The 20,408-nt window shown below is 71.6% G+C and carries 22 protein-coding genes and 2 pseudogenes; 2 read left to right on the forward strand and 22 right to left on the reverse strand.

Features of this window, described 5'->3' with window-relative positions; all coding sequences use genetic code 11:
• Positions 1 to 135 precede the first annotated feature (135 nt).
• From ACZ56L_RS28100 to rpsB, 5 genes are all read right to left on the reverse strand, one after another.
• Positions 136 to 1,389 (reverse strand): phosphatidate cytidylyltransferase, encoded by a 1,254-nt coding sequence (locus ACZ56L_RS28100; RefSeq protein ID WP_471067128.1) that lies wholly within the window; start codon positions 1,387 to 1,389, stop codon positions 136 to 138.
• Complete coding sequence (gene frr / locus ACZ56L_RS28105) at positions 1,389 to 1,946, reverse strand: ribosome recycling factor (protein ID WP_401762263.1); 558 nt, start codon at positions 1,944 to 1,946, stop codon at positions 1,389 to 1,391. Before frr ends, ACZ56L_RS28100 begins: the two co-directional genes overlap by 1 nt.
• Before the next feature lie 211 nt (positions 1,947 to 2,157).
• Complete coding sequence (pyrH, locus tag ACZ56L_RS28110) at positions 2,158 to 2,910, reverse strand: UMP kinase (protein WP_345228069.1); 753 nt, start codon at positions 2,908 to 2,910, stop codon at positions 2,158 to 2,160.
• A gap of 183 nt (positions 2,911 to 3,093) precedes the next feature.
• Entirely contained in the window at positions 3,094 to 3,930 is an 837-nt protein-coding gene (tsf, locus tag ACZ56L_RS28115) for a translation elongation factor Ts (RefSeq protein WP_345228071.1), read from the reverse strand.
• Positions 3,931 to 4,112: 182 nt separating this feature from the next.
• Complete coding sequence (rpsB, locus tag ACZ56L_RS28120; RefSeq protein ID WP_471067131.1) at positions 4,113 to 5,036, reverse strand: 30S ribosomal protein S2; 924 nt, start codon at positions 5,034 to 5,036, stop codon at positions 4,113 to 4,115.
• 322 nt (positions 5,037 to 5,358) lie between these two features.
• On the opposite strand from rpsB, the pseudogene ACZ56L_RS28125 reads away from it, so the two are divergent.
• Positions 5,359 to 5,868 (forward strand): annotated as a pseudogene (locus ACZ56L_RS28125) (peptidoglycan DD-metalloendopeptidase family protein); the annotation flags it as partial.
• A gap of 173 nt (positions 5,869 to 6,041) precedes the next feature.
• Here the strand turns inward: ACZ56L_RS28125 and ACZ56L_RS28130 are convergent.
• The 17 genes and pseudogenes from ACZ56L_RS28130 to ACZ56L_RS28210 form a co-directional block, all read right to left on the reverse strand.
• Positions 6,042 to 6,602: a TetR/AcrR family transcriptional regulator gene (locus tag ACZ56L_RS28130; RefSeq protein ID WP_345229122.1), complete on the reverse strand. Its 561-nt coding sequence runs from the start codon at positions 6,600 to 6,602 to the stop codon at positions 6,042 to 6,044.
• A 110-nt stretch (positions 6,603 to 6,712) separates the two neighbouring features.
• Positions 6,713 to 7,549, reverse strand: a complete 837-nt coding sequence (whiG, locus tag ACZ56L_RS28135; RefSeq protein WP_345228076.1) for an RNA polymerase sigma factor WhiG — start codon at positions 7,547 to 7,549, stop codon at positions 6,713 to 6,715.
• Between the two features lie 256 nt (positions 7,550 to 7,805).
• The gene (dprA, locus tag ACZ56L_RS28140) at positions 7,806 to 8,981 is read right to left on the reverse strand and encodes a DNA-processing protein DprA (RefSeq protein WP_471067133.1); all 1,176 of its coding nucleotides are present in this window, start codon (positions 8,979 to 8,981) and stop codon (positions 7,806 to 7,808) included.
• A complete protein-coding gene (locus tag ACZ56L_RS28145; protein ID WP_345228081.1) occupies positions 8,978 to 10,618 on the reverse strand; it encodes a YifB family Mg chelatase-like AAA ATPase in 1,641 nt (546 codons plus the stop codon). The genes dprA and ACZ56L_RS28145 overlap by 4 nt, the downstream gene beginning before the upstream one ends.
• Positions 10,618 to 11,004, reverse strand: a complete 387-nt coding sequence (locus ACZ56L_RS28150) for a YraN family protein (protein ID WP_345228083.1) — start codon at positions 11,002 to 11,004, stop codon at positions 10,618 to 10,620. Before ACZ56L_RS28150 ends, ACZ56L_RS28145 begins: the two co-directional genes overlap by 1 nt.
• Positions 11,005 to 11,118: 114 nt before the next feature.
• On the reverse strand, positions 11,119 to 11,427 hold the full coding sequence (locus ACZ56L_RS28155; RefSeq protein WP_185034425.1) for a DUF2469 domain-containing protein: 309 nt from the start codon (positions 11,425 to 11,427) through the stop codon (positions 11,119 to 11,121).
• 55 nt (positions 11,428 to 11,482) lie between these two features.
• Positions 11,483 to 12,004 carry an NUDIX hydrolase gene (locus tag ACZ56L_RS28160; protein WP_345228087.1) on the reverse strand — a complete coding sequence of 174 codons (522 nt, stop codon included), beginning with the start codon at positions 12,002 to 12,004 and terminating at the stop codon, positions 11,483 to 11,485.
• Complete coding sequence (lepB, locus tag ACZ56L_RS28165; protein WP_401762248.1) at positions 12,001 to 12,729, reverse strand: signal peptidase I; 729 nt, start codon at positions 12,727 to 12,729, stop codon at positions 12,001 to 12,003. The genes ACZ56L_RS28160 and lepB (ACZ56L_RS28165) overlap by 4 nt, the downstream gene beginning before the upstream one ends.
• 47 nt (positions 12,730 to 12,776) lie before the next feature.
• The gene (gene lepB / locus ACZ56L_RS28170) at positions 12,777 to 13,730 is read right to left on the reverse strand and encodes a signal peptidase I (RefSeq protein ID WP_380837801.1); all 954 of its coding nucleotides are present in this window, start codon (positions 13,728 to 13,730) and stop codon (positions 12,777 to 12,779) included.
• Positions 13,663 to 14,709 (reverse strand): annotated as a pseudogene (gene lepB, locus ACZ56L_RS28175) (signal peptidase I); the annotation flags it as partial. The gene lepB (ACZ56L_RS28170) and the pseudogene lepB (ACZ56L_RS28175), both read right to left, overlap by 68 nt.
• The gene (gene lepB, locus ACZ56L_RS28180; protein ID WP_471067136.1) at positions 14,702 to 15,466 is read right to left on the reverse strand and encodes a signal peptidase I; all 765 of its coding nucleotides are present in this window, start codon (positions 15,464 to 15,466) and stop codon (positions 14,702 to 14,704) included. The gene lepB (ACZ56L_RS28180) and the pseudogene lepB (ACZ56L_RS28175), both read right to left, overlap by 8 nt.
• Before the next feature lie 45 nt (positions 15,467 to 15,511).
• Positions 15,512 to 15,862, reverse strand: coding sequence for a 50S ribosomal protein L19 (rplS, locus tag ACZ56L_RS28185; RefSeq protein ID WP_345228099.1), 351 nt, complete (start codon positions 15,860 to 15,862; stop codon positions 15,512 to 15,514).
• Positions 15,863 to 15,993: 131 nt separating this feature from the next.
• On the reverse strand, positions 15,994 to 16,815 hold the full coding sequence (trmD, locus tag ACZ56L_RS28190) for a tRNA (guanosine(37)-N1)-methyltransferase TrmD (protein WP_471067138.1): 822 nt from the start codon (positions 16,813 to 16,815) through the stop codon (positions 15,994 to 15,996).
• Positions 16,815 to 17,411 (reverse strand): ribosome maturation factor RimM, encoded by a 597-nt coding sequence (gene rimM, locus ACZ56L_RS28195; protein WP_345228103.1) that lies wholly within the window; start codon positions 17,409 to 17,411, stop codon positions 16,815 to 16,817. The genes trmD and rimM overlap by 1 nt, the downstream gene beginning before the upstream one ends.
• A 121-nt stretch (positions 17,412 to 17,532) precedes the next feature.
• Positions 17,533 to 17,772, reverse strand: coding sequence for an RNA-binding protein (locus tag ACZ56L_RS28200; protein ID WP_033266910.1), 240 nt, complete (start codon positions 17,770 to 17,772; stop codon positions 17,533 to 17,535).
• A 2-nt stretch (positions 17,773 to 17,774) separates the two neighbouring features.
• Positions 17,775 to 18,212, reverse strand: coding sequence for a 30S ribosomal protein S16 (gene rpsP, locus ACZ56L_RS28205; protein ID WP_345228106.1), 438 nt, complete (start codon positions 18,210 to 18,212; stop codon positions 17,775 to 17,777).
• A 192-nt stretch (positions 18,213 to 18,404) separates the two neighbouring features.
• Positions 18,405 to 18,998 (reverse strand): hypothetical protein, encoded by a 594-nt coding sequence (locus tag ACZ56L_RS28210; RefSeq protein ID WP_471067141.1) that lies wholly within the window; start codon positions 18,996 to 18,998, stop codon positions 18,405 to 18,407.
• 539 nt (positions 18,999 to 19,537) lie between these two features.
• On the opposite strand from ACZ56L_RS28210, the gene ACZ56L_RS28215 reads away from it, so the two are divergent.
• Positions 19,538 to 20,368: a methyltransferase domain-containing protein gene (locus tag ACZ56L_RS28215; protein WP_468692807.1), complete on the forward strand. Its 831-nt coding sequence runs from the start codon at positions 19,538 to 19,540 to the stop codon at positions 20,366 to 20,368.
• Positions 20,369 to 20,408 lie beyond the last annotated feature (40 nt).

Raw genomic sequence — 20,408 nt, forward strand, 5'->3', positions numbered from 1 at the left:
GCCGGCCGCCACCGTGAGAGCGGCGGCGGCTCAGCCGCGAGAAGCGGATGAGGGGCCCGCCGTCCTGTGGACAGCGGGCCCCTCATCCGTACAGCAGCAGGTCGAGCGCCGGTCAGGCGACCGCGGGACCCGGGATCACGCGGACCCCACGAAGATCACCAGCATCAGCCACACCACCGGAGCCGTCGGCAGCAGCGAGTCCAGCCGGTCCATGATGCCGCCGTGGCCGGGCAGCAGCGTGCCCATGTCCTTGATCCCGAGATCCCTCTTGATCATGGACTCGCCCAGGTCGCCCAAGGTGGCACTCGCCGCGACCGCGAGGCCCAGCAGCATGCCCTGCCACCACGTGCCGCCGTCGACCAGCAGCGTCATGCACAGCACGCCCGCCGCCATCGCGAAGGCGATCGCCCCGAGCAGCCCTTCCCGGGTCTTGCCCGGGCTGATGCTCGGCGCCAGCTTGTGCCTGCCGAAGCGCCAGCCCACCGCGTACGCACCGGTGTCGCTGACCACGGTCAGCAGCAGGAAGGTGAGCACCCGCTGCGGCCCGTCGTCGGCGGTGAGCATCAGCGCGACGAAGGTGGCCAGGAACGGGACGTAGAACGCGGCGAAGACCCCCGCGGTGACATCCTTGAGGTACCCCTCGGGGGGTTCGGTCATCCGCCAGACCAGCACCGCCAGCGCGGTGAGGGCCATCGCGACCCACGCGCCCTCGGGCCCGCGCACGTAACCGGCGACGACCATCGCCGCACCGCCGACCGCGAGCGGCACCAGCGGCGCCTTGATCCCCTTGCGCTCCTCGAGGCGGGAGGTCAGTTCCCACAGCCCGACGACCACGGCGACCACTATGACGCCGATGAAGGCGGGCGGCCAGATGAACAGGGAGGCGAAGATCACGGCGCCGAGACCGAGACCCACCCCTATGGCGGCCCGCAGATCACGGCCCGCCCGCTTCTTCTGAGGAACCTGAGGGACCTGTGGAGCCTGGGAGACCTGAGGAGCGTGCGGACCCTGGGAAGCCGGAGGCGGCTCGGGCGCCAGAGGCTGAGCAGCCTGAGGGGGCGGGGGCGGCTGCTGCGCCTGAGGCTGCTGCGGCGCCGGGGGCGGGGTGGACATGAGCTCCTGCGGCATCTCTTCGCGGAACGGAGAACCGCCCTGCGGCATGTCGTCGCCGAACGGGGGACCGCTCCGCCTCGCAGGAGCGGTCCCCCGGTTCCGGTCGTCGCGGTCGTCGGCGTCTCTGCCTGTCTCGGGCACGATGGGCATGGGCCGAGTGTGCTGGGCGTCATACGCATCGTACGCGGGACCCGCCGGGAGGGGCCCCTGGTCGGGGGCGGTCCATTCACCGGCATAGCCCGCCCTCGGCCGGGCTCCCCAGGAAGAGTCGTTCATCAGACCTCGAGCAGCTCGGCTTCCTTGTGCTTCAGCAGCTCGTCCACCTGCGCCACGTACTTCGCGGTGGTGTCGTCGAGCTCCTTCTCGGCACGGCGGACCTCGTCCTCGCCGGCTTCCTTGTCCTTGACCAGCTTGTCGAGGGTGTCCTTGGCCTTGCGGCGCACGGAGCGGATCGAGATCCGGGAGTCCTCGGCCTTGTTGCGCGCGACCTTGATGTAGTCCTTGCGGCGCTCCTCCGTCAGCTGGGGGAACGTCACTCGGATGATGCGGCCGTCGTTGCTCGGGTTGACGCCGAGGTCGGAGTCGCGGATGGCCTGCTCGATGTTGCGCAGGGCGCTCGCGTCGAAGGGGGTCACCACGGCCATGCGGGGCTCGGGGACCGAGAACGACGCCAGCTGGTTGATGGGGGTCAGAGCGCCGTAGTAGTCGGCCACGATCTTGTTGAACATCGCCGGGTGCGCACGGCCGGTGCGGATCGCGGCGAAGTCCTCCTTGGCGACCACGACGGCCTTCTCCATTTTCTCCTCGGCCTCAAGAAGAATTTCTTCAATCACCACGTACTCCTGCATGTCTTGAACTGCGCTGCATGACTTGGACTGCTGCGTACACCTGCTGCGTACACCTGTTGCGTACCACTGCTGCTGTCGCCGCCCGCACCTGCCGCTGCGTACATCTGCTGCTGCGTGCGTCGTCTCCTGCACGGTGTCCGACCGGCAGGACATTGTCCATCCCCCGGCGGGGCCGGGGGTACGGACCACCCACCTGTCAGCCCCGAGTGCCCCGGGCGTTGACGAGCGTGCCGATCTTCTCACCCTTGACCGCGCGGGCGATATTGCCCTCGGCCAGCAGCTCGAAGACCAGGATCGGCAGGTCGTTGTCGCGGCACAGCGTGATGGCGGTGGCGTCGGCGACCTTGAGGTCGCGGGCCAGCACCTCGCTGTACTCCAGCGCGTCGAACTTGACCGCTTCGGGGTTCTTCTTGGGGTCGGAGTCGTAGACGCCGTCGACCCCGTTCTTGCCCATCAGCAGGGCTTCCGCGTCGATCTCCAGCGCGCGCTGGGCAGCGGTGGTGTCGGTGGAGAAGTACGGCATGCCCATGCCCGCGCCGAAGATCACGACGCGCCCCTTCTCCAGGTGACGCACGGCGCGCAGCGGAATGTACGGCTCCGCGACCTGGCCCATGGTGATGGCGGTCTGGACGCGGGAGTCGATGCCCTCCTTCTCCAGGAAGTCCTGGAGCGCGAGGCAGTTCATGACGGTGCCGAGCATGCCCATGTAGTCCGAGCGGGCCCGGTCCATGCCGCGCTGCTGGAGTTCGGCGCCGCGGAAGAAGTTGCCGCCGCCGATGACGACCGCGATCTCCGCGCCGTCGCGTACGACCGCGGCGATCTCACGCGCGATGGCGTGGACGACGTCGGGGTCGACACCGAGAGCACCGCCACCGGCGAACGCCTCGCCCGAGAGCTTCAGCATGAAGCGCCCGGTCCTCTTGCCGCTGTCCTGATTCGCCTGATTCATGGGGGAATTCTCCTCGTGCACATACGAAGAAGGCCATTGCCGGTGGATCCTTGCGGTTCCCTCTGCGGCAATGGCCTCCTCGTCAGATCCGCGGCCGTCCGGCGCGTACTCCGGGCGGCTGCCTCAGACCCTAGTCGGGCCTGGCGATGTTCGCGTTACGTCGACAGGGTCGGACGTACGGACTCAGATGCCGACCTTGATGCGCGCGAAGCGCTTCAGGGTGACGCCGGCCTCGTCCAGGACCTTCTGGACGGACTTCTTGTTGTCCAGCGCGTACGGCTGGCCCAGGAGGGTGGCCTCCTTGAAGAAGCCGTTCACGCGACCCTCGACGATCTTCGGGAGGGCGGCCTCGGGCTTGCCCTCGGCGCGCGTGGTCTCCTCGGCGACGCGGCGCTCGGCCTCGACGACCTCGGCCGGGACGTCGCCCTTGTCGAGGTACTTCGGCGCGAAGGCGGCGATGTGCTGGGCGATGCCACGGGCCAGCTCGGCGTCGGCCTTGTCCAGCTCGACCAGAACACCGATCTGCGGGGGCAGGTCGGGCATGGTGCGGTGCATGTACGCGGTGACGTAGGCGCCCTCGTACTGGGCGAAGCGCTCCAGGACGATCTTCTCGCCGAGGTTGGCGTTGGCCTCGTCGACGAACGCCTGGACCGTCTTGCCGGCCTCGATCTCGGAGGCGAGCAGCGCGGCGATGTCGGCCGGCTTGGTGGCGGCGACGTGCGCGGCGAGCTGGTTGGCGACGGCCTGGAACTTCTCGCCCTTGGCGACGAAGTCCGTCTCGCACTTGAGCTCGACGATGACACCGGAGGTGTTGTCGTCGGCGATCAGGGAGACGACGGCGCCGTTCTCGGCCGAACGGCCCTCGCGCTTGGCGACGCCCTTCTGGCCCTTGATGCGCAGGGCTTCGACGGCCTTGTCGACGTTGCCGTCGGCCTCGTCGAGGGCCTTCTTGCAGTCCATCATGCCGGCGCCGGTGAGCTCGCGGAGCTTCTTGACGTCAGCGGCGGTGTAGTTCGCCATGAGTCTGTGAATCTCTTCTCGGAAGTCGTGATCTACGAGTCGTGATCCGCCAGATCGACGTGATCCACGGGCTGCCCGGTTCACGGGCGTCCCGGATCGACGCGATCTACGGGTGGACGGCGGGGGCGGAGCGCACGCGGTGCGCTCCCTCCCCCGCCGTCAGTCAGCCGTTACGGGCTGGTTCAGGCCTTGTCGGCGTCCGCGGCCGGAGCCTCGGCAGCGGCCTCGGCCGGCTTCTCGGCCTCGGCGGCCGGGGCGGCCTCGGCGTCGGCGGCCGGAGCAGCCTCGGCGGCAGCGGCGTCGGCGGCCGGAGCCTCGTCGGCCTTCTTGTCACCCTCGAGCAGGTCGCGCTCCCACTCGGCGAGGGGCTCGCCGGCGGCCTTCTCGCCCGGCTTGGAGTCGCCCGTGGCGGCACCGGAACGGGCGATGAGGCCCTCGGCGACGGCGTCGGCGATCACGCGGGTGAGCAGCGTGACGGAGCGGATCGCGTCGTCGTTGCCGGGGATCTTGTAGTCGACCTCGTCGGGGTCGCAGTTGGTGTCGAGGATCGCGACGACCGGGATGCGCAGCTTGCGCGCCTCGCCGACGGCGATGTGCTCCTTCTTGGTGTCGACGATCCACACCGCGGAGGGAACCTTCGACATCTCGCGGATACCGCCGAGGGTCTTCTCCAGCTTGGCCTTCTCACGCGAGAGGACCAGGAGCTCCTTCTTGGTGAGGCCCGACGCGGCCACGTCCTCGAAGTCGATGAGCTCCAGCTCCTTCAGGCGCTGGAGGCGCTTGTAGACGGTGGAGAAGTTGGTCAGCATGCCGCCGAGCCAGCGCTGGTTCACGTAGGGCATGCCCACGCGGGTCGCCTGCTCCGCGATGGCCTCCTGGGCCTGCTTCTTCGTACCGACGAACATGATGGAACCGCCGTGGGCGACGGTCTCCTTCACGAACTCGTAGGCGCGGTCGATGTACGACAGCGACTGCAGGAGGTCGATGATGTAGATGCCGTTGCGCTCCGTGAAGATGAAACGCTTCATCTTCGGGTTCCAACGACGGGTCTGGTGACCGAAGTGGACGCCGCTTTCCAGCAGCTCCCGCATCGTGACGACGGCCATGGCCGTACTCCTTGAGGTACTCGGTTACCGCTTCCGCCGGACGGCGGTCGCGCCTGACGCCCCACGCGCTGTGCCCATGAGGGTCCGGACCGTGCGGTCGGAGACTCCGAGGACCGAGCAGCGCTGCCACTGACCGCTGCGACGAGGGTGATGGCGGGACGTGCGAAGTCGATCCGGTGACCCGGATCGCCACAAGAAGTGTACGGGACCCGCACCGTGCCGGGTGACGGCGTTGTCCACAACCGCCCGGCTGTCCACAGGAACGGTCCATGATCCCCGCGAAATCGCCCGTTGCGGGAGCGTTCTCGGCATGCACCGACTGATGACGCTGACCCTCGCCGTCCTCCTCTGGCAGGCCGCACCGGCGCACGCCGCCCCGGACCCGGACCGTTTCTGGCCGGTGGGCGTACGTCCCGATGTCGTACGGGGCTGGGAGCCGCCCCCCTCGCGGTACGCGGCCGGGCACCGCGGCGTGGACCTGGCGGCCCCGCCGGGCGCACCGGTGCGGGCGGCGGCCGCGGGGGAGGTGTCGTTCGCGGGCCGGGTGGCGGGGCGCGGAGTGCTGTCGGTCACGCTGCCCGGCACCGGCGACCCGCCCCTGCGCACGACGTACGAGCCGGTGCGCGCGCTGGTCGCGGAGGGCGACGAGGTGGCGGCGGGCCAGGTGGTGGCGGTGCTGGAGGCCGGTGCGCACCACTGCCCGGTGGACGACTGTCTGCACTGGGGCCTGCTGCGGGGCCCGGACTACCTGGACCCGCTCTCCCTGCTCCCGCCCGCCCTGCTGCACCGCGGCCCGCCCCGGCTGCTGCCGGTCTTCGGGGTTCCGCTTCCCGCCGCCGCACAGGCCCGGGCACTTCCCGCAGGCGTACGGAGCCGGGCGCTTCCGGCGGAGGCAGGGCCCCGGGCGCTTCCCGCAGGGCTACGGGGCCGGGCCCGGCTGGCGGTGGGACGGGACGGGGTGCCGCCCGGGGCGGTGCTCGTGTGCCCGGTGTGGTGGCTGGGGCGTCAGCCCCGGACGCCGCGCAGGGCCATCGAGACGGCGGCCTCGGTGATGACGGCCGGGTCCTCGGCGGCGCCGCCCAGCTCCAGGCGGCGGACTGCGGCGTCCACGACGCCCTGGAGCATCATGGCCGCCAGCCGGGGCTGCTCGTGGCCCAGGTCGCGCAGGGCGTCGCCGATCATCGTGACGAGTCCGCCGTGCGCGGCGCGGATCTTCTCCCGCGCGCCGGCGTCCAGCTCGCTCGCGGAGATCGCGACGACGGCCCGGTGACGGCGGTCGCCGACCAGCGTCAGTTGCTGCCGCACGTAGGCCTCGACCTTGCCCTCGGCGGTGCCGGCCGCCGCCATGGCGTCCTCGACCTCGGCCGCCCAGACGGGGAAGTCGACGGCGCACAGCTCCTCGACGACCGCTCCCCGGGAGCGGAAGTACTCGTAGACCGAGGAGCGGGCCAGGCCCGTGCGCTCGGCGAGGGCGGGGAAGGTCAGAGCCTCCGTACCGCCTTCGGACAGGAGGGAGCGGGCAGCGTCCAGAAGGGCGCTGCGCTGCATCGTCCGGTGCTCGGCCACGGAGGCCGCTCGAATCCTTGGCACGCCTCCACTCTACGGATGCCGGGTCGAGATGACGACGGGGTACACCCGGCAGGGACGATTCAGCGCGATGTGCGGTGTTCGCCCGGTCAGCGTCCGGCGTCGGCAAGCTTGGCCCTGAGCTGCAGGACCGACTTGGTGTGGATCTGGCTGACCCGGCTCTCCGTGACGCCGAGCACATTGCCGATCTCGGCCAGGGTGAGGCCCTCGTAGTAGTAGAGGGTGATCACGGTCTTCTCCCGGTCGGGCAGGGTGTTGATGGACCGGGCCAGGAGTCTGCGCAGCTCACGGTCCTCGGCGACCTCGACGGGGTTGTCGGCGCTGGTGTCCTCCAGCGTCTCCATCAGGCTGAGGCGGTCGCCGCCCTCGCCGCCCGCGTGCAGCAGCTCTTCGAGGGCGACCACGTTGGCGAGCGACAGCTGGCTGAAGACCGTGTGCAGTTCCTCGACCGCGATGCCCATCTCGCCGGCGACCTCGCCCTCGGAGGGGGTGCGCCGGAGCTTGGCCTCCAGGGTGGCGTAGGCCCGCTCGACGGCCTTGGCCTTCTGCCGCACGGAGCGCGGGATCCAGTCCAGGGCACGCAGTTCGTCGATCATCGCGCCGCGGATGCGGGTGATGGCGTACGTCTCGAACTTGATGGAGCGCTCGATGTCGAACTTCTCGATGGCGTCGATCAGCCCGAAGACGCCGGAGGACACGAAGTCGGCCTGCTCGACGTTGGCGGGCAGGCCCACGCTGACCCGGCCCGCGACGTACTTCACCAGCGGCGAGTAGTGCAGGATCAGCTGCTCCCGGAGCCGCTCGTCGCCCGTGGTCTTGTACGACCGCCACAACTCGTCCACGGTCGAGGGCGCCGGGGGCCGTACGGCACCGCGGGCAGCCGGGGGCGCTGCCGCGCGGTCAGACCCGGAGGTGTGCTGGGGCATGCGTTGCCTTGAGCCGTTCTGGTGTGACGTGAGGGGGACTTGGTGCCGTGTGTGGTGCCTGAGCGGGGCGAAATCTTTGCGAGCGTAGCGTGACAGAGGCGTCGCGGTGCGCGAAGGACATGGAGCCGGATCGTCCGGTTGACGGCCGCGGACCGCGTCCGGCCACCGGAACCGCCGTCGCGCGCGGCTGCTCCCGACGAGGTCGGACGCCTGGTGCCACGGTCATCTCGTTACCTTTTCACTCCGGAGCCCCTGGTCAAGCACCGCCTCGCCGGTCACACGCGGCGCGTACCGCGCTTGACGCCAACTGCCAGCCGTCGCCCCGGCGTTCGACGAACCCCAGGGAGTGCAGTTCGTACAGCCGGGCGAGCGCCTCGTCCCGGGTGGTCACCGCTCCGCGGGCGACGTCGCGCGCGTCGACGGCGCGCCGGGCGGGCAGCGCCTCCAGCACCCGGGCGGTGACGGGGTCCAGGAGGTCCTTGGGCAGGACGGGTCCGCGCCGGGCGGGGGCGAGGTCGCCGATCTCGCCGACGAGTTCGGCGACTTCGTCGGCGTCGGTCACCAGTACGCCCTCGCCGCGCAGCAGTTCGTGGACTCCGGCCGAGAGTCCGCTGGTGGCGGGCCCCGGCACGCCCATGGTGAAGCGGCCCAGGCGCTGGGCGCAGCGGGCGGTGGCGAGCGAACCGCTGCGGTACTCGGCCTCCACGACGACGGTGCCGCGGGTGAGGGCCGCGATGACCCGGTTGCGCAGCACGAAACGGCTGGGGGTCGGATGGCTGCCGGGCGGCAACTCGCTCACGACGAGTCCCTGGCCGGCGACGCGCCCGATCAACTCGGCGTGCCCGCGCGGGTAGACGACGTCGGTCCCGCAGGCCAGCACCGCCACGGTGGCCCCGTCCGTGCCCAGCGCCCCGCGGTGCGCCGCGCCGTCGATGCCGAAGGCGGCTCCGGAGACCACCACCCAGCCGCGCTCGGCGAGGCCGGCGGCGAGGGTGGTCGCCATGTGCGCCCCGTACGGGGTGCAGGCGCGGGCCCCGACCACGGCGACGGAGCGCAGGGCCCACAACCGCAGGTTCGCCCGCCCCCTGACCCACAGGGCGACCGGCCGGGCGTCCCCGAGGTCGTCGAGCTGTCCGGGCCACTCCTCCTCGCCGGGGCAGACCAGCCGCGCGCCGACGGAGGCCGCCGCCGCCCGGTACCGGTCCGCATCGGCCGCGGCGGCCCGGCTGCGGTAGCCGTCGAGCCGTTTCGCACTGGCGCCGGTGAGCGTGTCGTCGGGTCCGGGCGCGGGAACGGTCAGGCGTCGCAGCACCTCGACGGGCCCGTGCTCGCGCAGCCAGCGGCCGCCCGTCTCGTCGCCCGGCTCGATGATCCCGGTGAGGGCGGCCCGGGCCGCCCGCGCCGCCGCGGCCGGCCCGTCGTCCGGTGTCATGACACTCCCCCGCCCACCAGGACCGCCGGTTCCGGGCGGGAGGGGCGGACGGCTCCGCGGTCGACACCGGTGCGCATCTGGAGGGCGAGCTCCAGGTCGTTGCGGTCGGGCCGGTCGTGGCCGTGCAGGTCGGCGACGGTCCAGGCGACGCGCAGCACCCGGTCGAAGCCGCGAGCGGTGAGCAGGCCCCGCTCCATGTCCCGTTCGGCGGCGCCCAGCGCCTCGGGGGCCGACGCCCAGCGGGTGCGCAGTTCGTGCCCGGGCACTTCGCTGTTGTTCGTCCAGGGCGTGCCCTCCAGGCGGGCCGCGGCCCGCTGCCTGGCGGCCCGCACCCGCCCGGCGACGGCCTCGGTCGACTCCCCGCGGCCGCCGGCGTCCATCAGGTCGGCCCGGGTCACGGCCGCGACCCCGACCCGCAGGTCGACCCGGTCGATGAGCGGGCCGGACAGCCGCCCCTGATAGCGCCGGACCACCGCCGAACCGCAGTCGCACACCGCTTCCTTCTGCCCGAACCGTCCGCAGGGGCACGGATTCGCGGCCAGCACCATCTGGAAACGGGCGGGCAGGCGCACCACTCCGGCGCTGCGGGCCACCACCACGTGCCCGGACTCCAGCGGCTGCCGCAGCGAATCGAGCGCCTTGGCCGTGAACTCCGGGGCCTCGTCCATGAAGAGGATTCCCCGGTGGGCGAGGGAGACCGCCCCCGGGCGGGGCAGTCCGTTGCCGCCGCCGATCAGCGACTGCATGGTCGCCGAGTGGTGGGGCGCGCAGTACGGAGCCCGGGTCACCAGAGGCTCGCCGGGCGGCAGGATGCCCGCCACCGAGTGCACGGCGGTGACTTCGAGGGACTCCCGCCGGGTGAGCGGGGGCAGCAGGCCGCGCAGCCGCTCCGCGAGCATGGTCTTGCCCGCGCCCGGCGGCCCGTGGAGCAGCAGGTGGTGCCCGCCGGCCGCGGCGATCTCCAGGGCGAAGCGGGCGGTCTCCTGGCCCCCGACGTCCGCGAGGTCGGCCACCTCGTCCCCGCCGGCGGTCAGTCCGGTGCCCGCCCCCGCGCCGGGCACCATCAGCCCGGCCAGCATGGCGTCGGGCCGCCCCTCGTCGGCGGGCTCCTCGTCGGGCACCTCCTCCCCGGCGAGGACCGCGATGAGCTGGCGCAGGCTGCGTACGCCGAGGACGGAGACGCCCGGCACCAGGGCGGCCTCCGCCGCGCACTGTTCGGGCACCACCACCTGCCGGTAGCCGGCCTCCGCCGCGGCGAGCACCGCCGGGAGGATGCCCCGCACCGGTCTGACCCGGCCGTCGAGCCCCAGCTCGCCGATGACCACCAGGTCGGCGATCTCCCGGGGGTCGATCCGTTCGGCGGCGCTCAGCACGGCCACCGCCACGGCCAGGTCGAAGCCGCTGCCGGACTTGGGCACCGAGGCGGGGCTCAGCCCCACCGTCAGCTTCTTCTGCGGCCACTGGACCCCGGAGTTGACGACGGCCGCCCGCACCCGGTCCTTGCTCTCCACCAGGCTCTTGTCGGGGAGCCCCACCAGGGCGAAGGCCGCCACCCCCGGCTCCAGGTCGGCCTGTACCTCGACGACCACGCCCTCGACGCCGACCAGCGCCACCGAACACGTACGCGCGAACCCCATCAGGCCACCCCCCGCACGTGTTCCACGACGGGGGCCCCGCGCCGGGGCAGGGTGACGCCCACGAGGTCGATCCGGGCCCCGCCGGGCGGGACGGCGCCGTACTCGTGCAGATAGAGCTCGGCGAGGGTGTGCAGGCGTCGGGCCTTCTCGGCGGTGACGCCTTCCGCGGGTTGCTGGAAGGCGCCGGCCCGCCGGGTCTTGACCTCGCAGACGACGAGCGCGTCGCCGTCGCGGGCCACGATGTCGATCTCACCGGCCCGGCAGCGCCAGTTGCGCTCCAGGACGGTCATGCCGGCTTCGGCGAGCCGGCGGGCGGCGAGGTCCTCGCCGTACCGGCCGAGGGCTCCGCGCGCGGTCTTCGGGGCGTGTGCGTTCTGTGCGTTCATTCGGTTCCACCTCCGGAACCGAATGTGACGCATGCACCGCAAACCTGTGGATCTTGGTGGACAACCGGACGGATGTGGAAAACTCCGTCACCCGTCCGAGGGACCGCTGGGCATTCAGCCGCCCGGCAGCTCCAGATCGCTCTTGTTGAGCTCCTCCACGTTCACGTCCTTGAACGTGAGCACCCGCACCTGCTTGACGAACCGGGCGGGCCGGTACATGTCCCAGACCCAGGCGTCCGCCATGGATACTTCGAAAAACACCTCGCCCTGGACCGAGTGCACCTGCATCTCATAGTCGTTGGTGAGGTAGAAGCGCCGTTCGGTCTCGATCACATATTTGAACAGACCGACGACATCGCGGTACTCCCGGTAGAGCTTCAGCTCCATCTCGGTCTCGTACTTCTCGAGGTCCTCGGCGCTCATGGCATGTTCCCCTTCAGCCGTGCGTCCCCCTATTGTGCGCCAGCCCCGTACGCCCCTATGCGATTTCCGGGGCCAGGACGATCGGCGTACTCGGAGGACCCTCGTCGAGCAGCGTGCGCAGCAGCTCGGCGAGCCTGGTCGGGTACACCGTCTCACGCGTCGCCGACAGCGCGGCGGAGGACCACCACCGCAGCCCCGCCGTGCTGCGCCGTTCCAGCTCGGTGAGGCCGGTCAGAACCGTCCGGGTCTGCCGGGTACGGGCGAGGAAGAACCATTCCTCCTGGTCCCAGCGCCGCCCGTCGAACACGAAGGAGCAGACCCGCCGCCACAGCACGGGCCCCAGCTCCACGTCGGTGATCCCCGTCTCCTCCGCGACCTCGCGCAGCGCCGCCTCGGCGGGGGTCTCCTCGCCCTCCAGGCCGCCGCCCGGGGTGAACCACCACCTGCGGTCCGGCTCCGCGGGTTCGAAGCCGTGCATCAGCAGCACCCGGTCCTCGGGGTCGAGCAGGACGACCCGCGCGACCTTCCGCAGCGGCCTGCCCAGCACGTTGTCCGTGCCGGTCGCCCCGGTCGTCATGTACGCGCCTTCCGTCGTCGGGCCGCGGCGGCGAGCGGTCCGTACGCCGCCCCGCCGAGGATCAGCACCGCGCCGGCGACGACCGCCGCCACCAGGAGCCTGACCGGCCCCGGCGCGGACACCCCGCCCGGCAGCTCCGCGAAGGCGCGCGGCCGCTCCACCACGCCGCCGACGGGCCAGGCGACGGCGTCCACCCGGGCGTCGACCTTGGCCAGCGGGACCGTGCCCCGGGTGGAGTCCCCGAGGTGGCCGCGGGAGTCCACCGAGGTCCTCCGCTCGTCGCCGAGGAGGAACAGCTCCCCCTCGGGCACCGTCGCACTGAACGAGGTGACGGCGTCCCCCTGTCGGGACGCGGCCGGCAGATACGTTTCGTCGAGCGCCTTGCCGTTGAGCTGGAGCCGGTTCTGCTTGTCGCAGCAGACGACCTTGTCGCCGCCGACGCCGACCACCCGCTTCACCATCGGCATCGCGCCCCACACCTCGTCGGTGAAGACCACCACGTCCCCGCGCCGCACCTCCTCGCCCGCCAGACGCTGCGCGAGCACCCGGTCCCCGGTGTTGATCGTCGGGGTCATCGAGTCCGACGGCACGGTGTAGGGCTTGTAGACCAGCGCCCCCCAGGCGAACCCGCCGAGGAAGAGCACACAGCCGACGGCCACGGCCAGCCCCGACAGCACATTGCCGAGGCGGCCGCGGCCGTCTTCCTTGCGTCCTGTTCCGCCCATCCCAGCGCTCCCCCTGCTTTCGGAGACCAACGATCCGGGACGGCACCCTACCGGCCGGTACGAGTCCCGGACAGCCTCTTCCGTCGCCAGAGCACCAGCGGGAGGGCACCCGCCAGGCCCAGCGCGCCGGGCGCCACCGAGACCGCCGCGGTGGTCGCGCTCGCCAGACCCGACGTCTCGAAGGTGTCCGGCACCGGCAGCGTCGCCCAGCGGCTGATCGGCCAGGCCACCACGACGGCCCGCCCGACGACCTCGTCGGTGTCCACGAAGCCCTTGGTGGGGAGGTTGCGGTGGTAGCGCGAGTCGAGCGAGTTCTTCCGGTTGTCGCCCATCACCCAGATCTTGCCCTCCGGCACCTTCAGCGGGCCGAAGGGCTGGTCGTCGCACGGGGTGCCCTGCGGCGAGATGTACGACCTGTCGTCGAGCGCCTTGCCGTTGACGTGGACCGAACCGCCGGTCTTGCACTCCACGGTGTCGCCGCCGACCGCGACGACCCGCTTGATCAGGTCCTTGTCCTCGGCGGACGGCATCAGTCCGATGAAGCTGAGCACCTTCTGCACGGCGTTGGGCTCGACCACCGCGGTGTCGTTGAGCCAGCCGCCCGGGTCGTGGAAGACCACGACCTCGCCGCGCTCCGGCTCCGCGCCGAACCACGGGGTCAGTTTGTCGACCAGCACCCGGTCGCCCTTCTGGAGGGTCTCCTGCATCGACTCCGAGGGAATCGAGAAGGCCTGCACCAGGAAGGTCTTGATCAACAGCGCCAGAAGCAGCGCGATGCCGATGAGGAGCGGCAGCTCCTTCCAGAAGGAACGCTGCTTCTTCGCACCCTCGTTCTCGCTGCTGCCGCCGTCGTTCCGGCCGTCCTGCGCGTCACTCACCGTTCCACCGCTCCGCTGCTCCGTCGCCGGAGGGCCGGTCACGGGCGGGGACGCATCGGCACGCCGCTCGGGCTCGGGCCGCTCCTCGGGTCCCTCGTGTCCGGACCTGGCACCGACCGCCACATCCCCCACAACCACTCCTCACTCCGTGCCACCGCCCGCGCCCGATGAGGCGCAGGCCCACCACTCCCATAACGAGCGGGAGTTCCCCTGGGCTCGGGAGTAGGACCTGACGATCCTGGGACGCCACCCTATTCGACCCTCGTCCCGCAGCCGCCGTCCCGGCGCGCGGATCGGGCACGCGGGAGTAGGTGTCGGGGATCTCCAGCTTCCGCCAGTGCCCGACCGGCCAGCCGATCACGAAGGCCCGGCCCAGAACGTCCTCCTCCGAGACCGTTCCCTGGTACTTCTCGTTCAGGTGGAAACGCGAATCGGCCGAGTTCGACCGGTGGTCGCCGAGCACGAAGACCCGTCCCCGGGGCACCTCGACCTCGAAGGCGGTCGTCGAGGGCCGGTCGTTCGGAAACACATAGGGTTCACTGAGCGGCATGCCGTTGACGGTGACCTGACCATTGCTGTCACAGCACTTCACGGTGTCGCCGCCGACCGCGACCACCCGTTTGATGAGGTCCTGCTCGTCCGCGGACGGCAGCAGCCCTATCCAGGTCAGCCCCTCCTTGACCTGTCTGACGCCGACCGGGTCCTCCTGCGCCGGCTTCTTCTCCTGTTCCAGCCAGCCGCCCGGATCCTTGAAGACCACGACCTCGCCCCGCTCGGGACGCGACCCGAACCACGGGGTCAGTTTGTCGACCAGCACCCGGTCACCGATCCGGATCGTCTGCTCCATCGAGCCCGACGGAATCACGAAGGCCTGCACCAGGAACGTCTTCAGCACCAGCGCGATGAACAGCGCCACGACGACGAGGACGGGTATCTCCTTGACCGCGGACCTGCGCCGCCGCCGCTTCACCTTCCGCGCCAGCCTGCGCCGCTCGGCCCGGCCGGGGCCCGGCCGTTCCCCGGCGTCCACGGGCCGCGTGGAACGGCTGCCGGTCGGCAGCGGTTCCTGTGGCCGCGCCCGGTCCCGGCCGCGGCTACCCATGGGCGCCCGTCGCGTCCCGTACGCCGTCGAACGCGTCGGTACGCTGCGGAGCCCCCCAGCGGCCCAGCGGCCAGGCGATCCAGTCGGCCCGGCCGATCACCCGCTCCACCGGCACCATGCCGCCGCCGGGGCTGCCCAGGTGGTCGCGGGAGTCGCTGGAGCGCGAGCGGTGGTCGCCCATCACCCACAGCTTCCCCTCGGGCACCACGGCGTCGAAGGGCACCCGGGACGCGCTGTCGCCGGGATGGAGGTACCCCTCCTCGACGCGGCGCCCGTTCACCGAGAGCCTCCCCCGGCCGTCCACGACGACGCGGTCACCGCCCACCCCCACCACCCGCTTCACGAAGTCGCTCTCGTCCGGCTCCGCCAGGCCCAGCGAGGCGGCGGCCCAGTGCAGGGCGCCCGTGACGGGATCGCCTTCGGGCCGTTCCCGTACGAACGAGCCCTCCCCGTCGAAGACCACCACGTCACCGCGGTGCGGCTCGGCCCCGAAACGGTACGCCAGCTTGTTCACCAGCACTCGGTCGCCGACCTGGAGGGTGGGCTGCATCGAGGTGCTGGGGATCAGGAAGGGCTGCATCACCAGGCCGCTGAGCAGCAGGAGGAAGGCGAGACAGGCGACGGCGTACGTCAGCGGGCGGATCAGTGGACGGCTCGGCGGGCGGGAGGAACGCACGGAGCGCGACCGCTCCTCGTCCCCCGGAGGGGAGTCGGAGGAGCGGTCGCGCTCCGTGTGTTGTGCTGCTTCGGTGTCCATCGGAACCCGAGCCTATCCGGCCGGTTCCGGACGCCGGAGGCGCGATCAGTTGTCGCGCTTCTCCTTGATCTTGGCGGCCTTGCCGCGCAGCTCGCGCAGGTAGTACAGCTTGGCGCGACGCACGTCACCGCGGGTGACGACCTCGATCTTCTCGAAGATCGGGGAGTTCACCGGGAAGGTGCGCTCGACGCCGACGGAGAAGGAGACCTTGCGGACCGTGAAGGTCTCGCGGACGCCCGCGCCCTGGCGGCGGATGACGACGCCCTTGAACTGCTGCACACGGGAGCGGTTGCCCTCGATGACGCGGACGTGCACGTTGACCGTGTCGCCCGGACGGAAGGCGGGGACGTCGCTGCGCAGCGACGCGGCGTCGAGGGAGTCGAGCAGGTGAGACATGTGAGTCTGCTTTCTTCGCTGATGCCACAGGTCATCAGCGGCATGTGTCGAGACGAAAGGGAGTGCTGTTCACGTCGTCACGGGCGTCGTTCCCCCTGTGGCAGGGGCGCACGTGGACGGACAACAGCTGCTCATTCTTCCACGGCCTCGGGGTTGCGCCCAAATCGCCCGTCGGGACCGGGCCGCCAGCCCAGGATCGAGAGCATCTCCCGGTCCTTCTTGTCGAAGACGGCGGGATCGGTGCGCTCGATCAGGTCCGGCCGGTTCACGGTCGTACGGCGGAAGGCCTCGTCGCGGCGCCAGCGGGCGATCTTCCCGTGGTGGCCGCTCATGAGGACGTCGGGGATGCCGCGGCCGCGCCACTCGGGCGGCTTCGTGTAGACGGGTCCCTCCAGGAGGTCGGCCATCGCGCCGGGGGCGAAGGAGTCGTCCCGGTGCGACTCCGCGTTGCCGAGGACCCCGGGGAGCAGGCGGGCCACCGCCTCGGTGATCACCAGGACGGCGGCCTCGCCGCCCGCGAGGACGTAGTCGCCGATGGACACCTCGTACACCGGCATCCGGGTCGCGTACTCGTCCATGACGCGGCGGTCGATGCCCTCGTACCGGGCGGGCGCGAAGATCAGCCACGGCCGCGCGGAGAGCTCGACGGCCAGCTCCTGGGTGAAGGGGCGGCCGCTGGGGGTGGGGACGACCAGCACGGGGCCGTGCGCGCCCGTCTCGTAGCCGTCGGCGAGCGCCTCGTCGAGGCAGGCGCCCCACGGGTCGGGCTTCATGACCATGCCGGGGCCGCCGCCGTAGGGGGTGTCGTCGACCGTGTGGTGACGGTCGTACGTCCACTGCCTGAGGTCGTGCGCGTGGACGTCGAGGACGCCGCGGGCACGGGCCTTGCCGACCAGGGAGACGTTCAGCGGCTCCAGGTACTCGGGGAAGATCGAGACGACGTCGAGCCGCATCAGTTCGCGTCCTTCCCGGCGTCCTCGGCGGCTGCGTCCTCTTCGGCGTCCGGCTCGGCCCCGCGCGTGGAGGCCACGACGGCCTCGCTGTCGTCGATCAGGCCCGGCGGCGGGTCGATGACCGCGCGCTGCTCCTCCAGGTCGATCGAGGTGACGATCTCCTCGACGAAGGGGATCATCACCTCGCTGCCGTCCTCGCGCTCCACGATGAACAGGTCCTGCGAGGGCAGGTGGGTGATCTCGGTGATCCGCCCGATCTCCGTGCCGTCCGCGAGCACCACGTCCAGGTCGATCAGCTGGTGGTCGTAGAACTCCTCGGGGTCCTCGGGACGCTCCTCGGGGTCGACGTCCGAGATCAGGAGGGTGTTGCGCAGGGCCTCGGCCGCGGTGCGGTCCTTGACGCCCTCGAAGCGCAGCAGCAGCCGGCCGCTGTGCACCCGGCCGGTCTCGACGGTCAGCGGGCCCACGCCTGCGGGGTCCGTGGTCAGTACGGCGCCGGGGCCCAGCCGCAGCTCCGGCTCGTCCGTGCGCACCTCGACGGTGACCTCGCCCTTGATTCCGTGGGCGCGGCCGATCCGCGCGACTACCAGCTGCACTCTCGTTCTCTCCTGTTCGTACGACTGCGGTCCGCCGGGGACGACGGGCGGAAACGACAACGGGCCGGGGCGGGCCTCAGCCCTCCCCGGCCCCTGCCGGACATGCTCTACTGCCTGATGCTCAGTGGACCTGGTCTACGTCGACGAGGTCGACGCGGATGCCACGGCCACCGATGGCCCCCACGACGGTGCGCAGGGCGCGGGCGGTACGGCCGTTGCGGCCGATCACCTTGCCGAGGTCGTCGGGGTGCACCCGGACCTCAAGGACGCGTCCGCGACGCAGGGTGCGCGAGGCGACCTGCACGTCGTCGGGGTTGTCCACGATGCCCTTCACGAGGTGCTCAAGAGCCTCCTCGAGCATGATCAGGACTCGGTCGACTCAGCGGCGTCGGCCGGAGCCTCGTCCGCCTTCTTGTCGGCCTTCTTCGCCTTCGGGGTGATGGCCTCGCCCTTGGCGTCGCCACCCTCGAGGGCCTTCGCGAAGGCGTCGAAGGAAGCGCGCTTGTCTTCCTTGGTCGCCGGCTGCAGCAGCGGCGCGGGGGCCGGGAGGCCCTTGTGCGCCTGCCAGTCGCCGGTGAGCTTCAGGATGGCCATGACGGCCTCGGTCGGCTGGGCGCCGACGGACAGCCAGTACTGGGCGCGCTCGGCGTTGACCTCGATGCGCGAGGGGTTCTGCACCGGGTGGTACAGACCGATCTCCTCGATGGCGCGGCCGTCACGGCGGGTGCGCGCGTCGGCGACGACGATGCGGTAGTGAGGCGAACGGATCTTACCGAGGCGCTTCAGCTTGATCTTGAGCACTGGAGTGTTCTCTCCTGGAATTGACGTGGTTGGGCACCACGGGATGCCACGTGGGGTTGCGGTACTCGTTAGTGCCCGATGGACGCGTCAGCCGGAGGAGAGAGGGGTCCTGTGCGGCTGTCGAGTACAGCTGCCCATTGTGCCACAGCCACGGCGCACGCCGCCCCCCGCCCGGGGCCCCGCCCGGCGGCCTCAGCTCGCGGCGCCCACCGCGTCCGGAATGCGGAACGGCTTGCCGCAGCCGCCGCACACGATCGGGGCCTGGGCCAGCACCGACGGCACCACGCGGACGTTGCGCCCGCAGTCGCAGACCGCCTTGACCCGCACCCCTCCCCCGGACGATCCGTGCCGGGCGGCGGGGCCCCGGAAGGACCGCTTGGTGTCCGCCGCCGTCGCGACCGTGTGCGCCTTCAGCGCGCGCGACAGCCGCTCGATCGTGGGCCGGTAGCGGCGCTTCGCCTCGAGGTTGAGCGAGACCAGGGAGAAACCGCTGCTGGGGTGCGGCTCCTCCGGATGGTCCAGGCCCAACTCCTCGGCGATCGCCAGGAATCGGCGGTTGTGGTAGCGACCGGCACGCGAGGTGTCACGGATGCCGCGGGCGGCGGCGATGCCGTGGACTGCCTCGTGCAGCAGTCGTTCGAAGGAGAGGGCCGCGCCGCAGGCGGACGAGGACTCTCCGATCAGGGACTCGGGCGCGGCAAGATCGGGCAGCTCGGGGTGGTACCGCTGAATGTCGGCCCACGCCTGCGCCAGTTCTGCGGCGAGGACAGGTGGTGTCGTGCTCACGACGTGACAACGACCGGGAGTGCCCCCGTGTTCCTATTCCGGGGCATCCCAAATAATTTGCACGTACCAGTCAGTTCCCGCTGATGCCTCCCGACGAGGGCGGGTGCGCCGATCTGCGGAGGACCCGCGCAGCGCGCGCCAAGGGGGTGCGTATCCCCGGCTACGTCCGCGCGGCCGGCTCCGCCGCCGGTCGGGGGGCGTGCGTTGGTTCGGGTGCCACGTGTGGCGACGGGAGGAGCAGGGCCGTCGCCGGGGCGTCGCGCCGTCGCCGTCACCGCGGCGGGACGGTACCGGGGCGGCGCCCGCACCGGCTCCGGCGGTCGGACAGACGCCGTACGGTCGCCCGCGCTTCCGGCAGCGGGCCGCGGCGACACCGGTGGCCCGGCCCCGCAAAAGGCGCAAGCATTGCCCAATGCCCCCTGGACTTGGGGACGGATGCGGAGTTCCCTGACATACAGGGGAGTGCCGCAGCGCACACCACACGGGGGTTGCCATAGACGGGGAACGACCGACCTCACGGCGGATTGGGGCGCTTTGTGATGACACCCACGCTCGTCCGGCACCACCCGAGCGCGGCTTCGGCCCGTACCGGCACGCGTGCGCGTGACTGGGCCGAGATCCAGGAACGGATGCTGGTTCCGCTCTACGAAGCGGTGTACGAGCGGCTGGAGGTGGGTGCTGCCACCCGGCTGCTCGGCCTCGGCTGCGGCGCGGGCCTGGCCCTGCTCGTCGCGGCCTCCCGGGGCGCGCACGTCACCGGCGTCGACGCCGACCCGCAGTTCGCCGCCCACGCACGGGAGCGGCTCGACGGCGCTCCCGGGGGCGCCCCGGGTTCGGTGGTGTGCGGCGGTCCCGCCGACGCGGCCGACGGGGCGCCGTACAACCTGGTCACCGCCTTCGCGCCGATCGGCTGCGCGGCGGGCGACGCCGACGGGCTGTCCCCCGCGCTGGCGGAGGCCGTGCCGCTCGTCGGCCGCGGCGCCCCCGTGGTGCTGACCGGCTGGGGCCCGCCGGAACGGTGCGCCACCTCGGCGGTGCTGCGGGTGGCGGCCCGGCTGACGGACGCGCCGCGGTCGTCCGGGCCCGGCGGCTGGCGTCCGGCGCTGCGCGACGACCTGGAGGACGTGGCGTCGCGGTCCGGTCTCAAGCCGGACGGCTCGGGCCGGGTGGCCTGCCCGTTCGGGTACGGCGACATGGACAGTGCGGTACGGGGCCTGATGTCGACCGGTCTCTTCGACGCGGCGGCACGGGCGACGGACCCGGCGCAGGTGGAGAAGGAACTGGTGGAGGCGCTGCATCCGCATCTGCGTCCGGACGGGACGGTCTGGATGTCGAACGTGTTCCGGTACCTGATCGCCCGGAAGCCGTGACGGGGGTACGGGCCCCTCTCACCCGTACGCCTCCGTGCGC

This window comes from Streptomyces sp. NPDC039736 (assembly GCF_055596485.1).